The organism is Amycolatopsis kentuckyensis (assembly GCF_002155975.1).
Classification (GTDB): domain Bacteria; phylum Actinomycetota; class Actinomycetes; order Mycobacteriales; family Pseudonocardiaceae; genus Amycolatopsis; species Amycolatopsis kentuckyensis.
The window spans coordinates 1-4,735 of record NZ_MUMI01000288.1 but is presented as its reverse complement, the minus strand read 5'-3'; the positions used below and the strand labels follow the sequence as shown (position 1 = coordinate 4,735).

Sequence of the window (4,735 nt, the reverse complement as noted above, 5' to 3'; positions counted from 1 at the left end):
CTGGGGCGGCTTGATCGACCTGCCCGCGGGGTGGCTCGAAGGTTCGGACGGCGAAGCCCCGCTTGGTCCAGCGCCTGCCGAGCGGCCGGGCGGCGAATCCCCGGCCGCCACCGGCCGGATCGGTGAACTCCTCGTCCAAGCCCTGGCGGACCCGGCCGAAGACCAGGTCGCCCTCCGCGCGGACGGCCGGTTCGCCCGGCGGCTCACCCCCGTCACCGGCACCCCCGCCGGCCGGCCGTGGCAACCCCGCGGCACGGTGCTCGTCACCGGCGGCACCGGCGCCCTCGGCGCGCACGTCGCCCGCTGGCTCGCCACCGCGGGTGCCGACCGGATCGTCCTCACCAGCCGCCGCGGCACCCACGCCCCGGGCGCCGAACACCTGGCACGAGAACTCACCGGCCTGGGCGCCGAAGTCACCATCACCGCCTGCGACGTCGCCGACCGCACCGCGCTCGCCGCCGTGCTCGACGACATCCGCGACGAGCTGACCGCCGTCGTCCACGCGGCCGGCACCGGGGGAGCGACCCCACTCGACGACCCGGACCTCGGGGCCTTCGCGGCCATCTCGGACGCCAAGGTGAGCGGCGCCGAAAACCTCGACTCGCTCCTCGGCGACACCGAACTCGACGCCTTCGTCCTGTTCTCCTCGATCGCCGGCATCTGGGGCAGCGGCAGCCAAGCCGCCTACGGCGCGGCCAACGCCTTCCTCGACGCGCTGGCCGAAGCCCGGCGCGCCCGTGGGCTGGCCGCGACCGCGATCGCCTGGGGCCCGTGGGCCGACGGCGGCATGGCGGCCGACCACGACGCCGAGGACTACCTGCGCCGTCGCGGCCTGACGCCGCTGCGGCCCGCCCTCGCCGTCCGCGCCCTCGCCGGTGCGGTCGGCCGGGACGAGACCACACTGACCCTGGCCGACGTCGACTGGACGCGGTTCGTGCCCGCCTTCACCTCCGCCCGCCCGAGCGCCCTGCTGCTCGGCGTGCCGGCCGCGCGGAAGGTCCTCGAAGCGGAGGTCCCCGAGAGCGACCTGCGCGAGAAGCTGGCCGGCCCGGACGCCGAACGGACGCTGCTCACCCTGGTCCGCACCGAGGCCGCGGTCGCGCTGGGGCACCGCGGGGCCGACGCCGTCCCCGCCGCGCGCCCGTTCACCGAGCTGGGCTTCGACTCCCTGACCTCGGTCGAGTTCCGCAACCGCCTCGCGGCGGCGGCCGGCGTGGCCCTGCCCGCGACGGTCGTCTTCGACCACCCGACCCCGGCGGCACTCGCGCAACACCTCCTCGACGTCCTCCGGCCGGGTGCCGCCGATCCCGGGGAAGCCCGGATCCGGGAGGCGCTGGCCACCGTGCCGCTGGCCCGCTTCCGCGACGCCGGGCTGATGACGGCGCTGCTGGAGCTGGCCGGGCTCGACGACGGCGGCACCGACGACACCGACACCGTGGACGACCTCGACGCCGAAGCCCTGGTGCGGCTGGCCCTCGACGGTACCGATTCCCGATGACCCCCTCCTGGAGCTGAACCATGGCCACGCCCGAGAAGGTGCTCGACGCGCTGCGCGCCTCCGTGAAGGAGGCCGAGCGGCTGCGGCGGCAGAACCGGCAGCTCGTCGAGGCCGCGACCGAGCCGATCGCCATCGTCGCGATGGCGTGCCGGTTCCCCGGCGGCGTGCGTTCGCCGGAAGGGCTGTGGGACCTGGTGGCCCGCGGCGAGGACGCCGTCTCGGCGTTCCCCGCCAACCGCGGCTGGGACACCACCGCGCTGTTCGACGACACCGGCCGCCCGGGCACGACCTATGCGCGAGAAGGCGCCTTCCTGCACGACGCCGACCTCTTCGACGCCGGCTTCTTCGGCATCTCGCCGCGGGAGGCCCTGGCGATGGACCCCCAGCAGCGGCTGCTGCTGGAGACGTCATGGGAAGCCTTCGAGCGCGCCGGGATCGACCCGGCGTCGTTGCGAGGCAGCCGGACCGGCGTGTTCGTCGGCTCCAACGGCCAGGACTACCTCACCCTGCTGCGCTCGTCGGCGGAGGACGTCGAGGGCTACCTCGGCACCGGCAACGCGGCGAGCGTCGTCTCCGGACGGCTGGCGTACCTGTTCGGGTTCGAGGGCTCGGCGCTGACCGTCGACACGGCGTGCTCGTCGTCGCTGGTCGCCCTGCACCTCGCTGCGCAGGCGCTGCGCCAGGGCGAATGCGACCTGGCGCTGGCCGGCGGGGTCACCGTGATGGCGACGCCGGGGACGTTCGTCGAGTTCAGCCGCCAGCGCGGCCTCGCCCCGGACGGCCGGGTCAAGGCCTTCGCCGAGGCGGCCGACGGCACCGGCTGGGGCGAAGGCGCCGGCGTGCTGCTGGTCGAGCGGCTGTCGGACGCGCGGCGCCACGGTCATGAGGTCCTCGCGGTGGTGCGCGGCTCGGCGGTCAACTCCGACGGCGCGTCCAACGGCCTCACCGCCCCCAACGGCCCGGCCCAGCAGCGGGTGATCAAGGCGGCCCTCGACAACGCCCGGCTGTCCACTTCGGACGTCGACGTCGTCGAGGCGCACGGCACCGGCACCACCCTCGGCGACCCGATCGAAGCCCAGGCCCTGCTGGCCACTTACGGTCAAGACCGGGAAACGCCGTTGTGGCTGGGTTCGGTGAAGTCGAACATCGGCCACACCCAGGCGGCGGCCGGGGTGGCCGGGGTGATCAAAATGGTCATGGCCATGCGGCACGGGGTCCTCCCGAAAACCTTGCACGTCGACACCCCTTCGTCCCATGTGGACTGGTCCGCCGGTTCGGTGGAGCTGCTGACCGAGCCGCGCGCCTGGACGGCCGACCGTCCGCTGCGGGCGGCGGTGTCCTCGTTCGGCGTCAGCGGCACCAACGCGCACACCATTCTCGAGTCGGTTCCGCCCGCCGAGCCGGTGCTCACGGAAGCGCCGGTGGGCACGCTGACGCCGTGGCCGGTGTCGGCGAAGAGCCCGGAAGCGTTGCAGGCACAGATTTCCCGTCTTGCCGAGGTGACGGCCGACCCCGCGGACATCGCCCGGGCGCTGACCACCCGGACCGCACTCGAGCACCGCGCGGTCGTCCTCGAAGCGAACGTGATCACCGGGGAGGCCCGGGAAGATGCCCGCTTGGCGGTGTTGTTCACCGGCCAGGGGGCGCAGCGGGTCGGGATGGGCCGCGAGCTGTACGAGCGGTTTCCGGTGTATGCCTCGGCTTTCGACGAGGTCTGTGCGCATTTTGATCCGTCGTTGCGTGCGGCTTTTGATGATGCCGAGCGCTTGGAGCGGACGGAGTTCACTCAGCCGGCGTTGTTCGCTCTCGAGGTCGCCCTGTTCCGCCTGGTTGAGTCCTTCGGTGTCCGCCCGGATTTCGTGGCGGGGCATTCGATCGGGGAGATTTCGGCCGCGCACGTGGCAGGTGTGCTGTCCCTGTCTGATGCCTGCACGCTGGTGGCGGCTCGGGCGTCGTTGATGCAGGCGTTGCCGTCGGGTGGGGCGATGGTGTCGATCGCCGCGCCGGAGTCGGCCATCACGCTTACCGCGGGTGTCTCGATCGCGGCGGTGAACGGCCCGGAATCGGTGGTGATTTCCGGCGAGGAGTCCGCGGTTCTCGCCATCGCGGCCCAGTTCCCGAAGACCAAGCGCCTCTCGGTGAGCCACGCGTTCCATTCGCCGTTGATGGACCCGATGCTGGCGGACTTCCGTGCGGTGGCGGAGTCGTTGACGTATCACCCGGCGCGGATACCGGTGCTCTCGAATGTGAGCGGTGCTCTCGCTTCGGCGTTCACGGCGGATTACTGGGTGCGGCACGTGCGGGAGACGGTCCGGTTCGCCGACGGCATCGCCGCCCTCGAAGCCGAAGGGGTCCGCACCTTCCTCGAACTCGGTCCCGACGGCGTCCTCAGCGCGATGGTGCCGGGGGCAGCCTTCTCCGTGCTGCGGCGGGACCGTGCCGAGGAGCGCACGCTGCTGACCGCCCTCGCCGGAGTGTGGGTCCGCGGCGGCGCCGTCGACTGGGCCGCCCACCTGCCCGCCGGGCCGCGGACCGACCTGCCCACCTACCCGTTCCAGCGCGAACGGTTCTGGCCGACGCCGGCCGGCGGACAGCTCGACGTGGCTGCCCTCGCCGCTGAACTCGGCCTCCCCGAGGACACCTTGCGCCCCGCGCTGGCGGCCGCGCGGCAACGCCGTGCCGAGGTCGGCCGGTACCGGGTCAGCTGGACGCCCCTGGCGCCCGCCGGGGCTCCGGCGCTGACCGGGGACTGCCTCGTCGTCGACCCGACCCCGCAGCTCGAAGCCGCCCTGGCCGGGTGGGACGGCCGCGTGGTCCGGCTCGACGGTCCGGTCACCGCCGAGGACCTCCGCGGCCTCGAACCGGTCGTCGTGCTCAGCGGCGCCGGCCCGGAACCGGCTGCCGGCCTCATCCGGGCCCTGGGCGACGCCGGGATCGAAGCGCCGCTGTGGTGCGTCACCTCGGGCGCCGTCCGGGTCACCGACGCGGACGGCGGCCCGGATCCGGACCAGGCCGCCGTCTGGGGCCTCGGCCGCGTCGCCGCGCTCGAACACCCCGGCCGCTGGGGCGGCCTGATCGACCTGACGTCCACTGTGGACCCGAAGGCGTTCCAGGCCCTGCTCGGCGGCGACGAGGACCAGGTCGCCGTGCGTGCGGACGGGGCCTTCGGCCGCCGGCTCGAGCACGCGCCACCGGCGGGTCCGAAGTGGACCCCGCGCGGCACGGTGCTCGTCACCG

At 73.9% G+C, this 4,735-nt stretch carries 1 protein-coding gene and 1 pseudogene; both read left to right on the top strand.

The features are described 5' to 3' along the window. A partial coding sequence (locus CCN39_RS26925) for a beta-ketoacyl reductase (RefSeq protein ID WP_143264156.1) occupies positions 1–1,498 on the top strand: 1,498 nt, incomplete at its 5' end. A gap of 20 nt (positions 1,499–1,518) precedes the next feature. Next, positions 1,519–4,735: pseudogene (locus CCN39_RS26920) on the top strand (type I polyketide synthase); the annotation flags it as partial.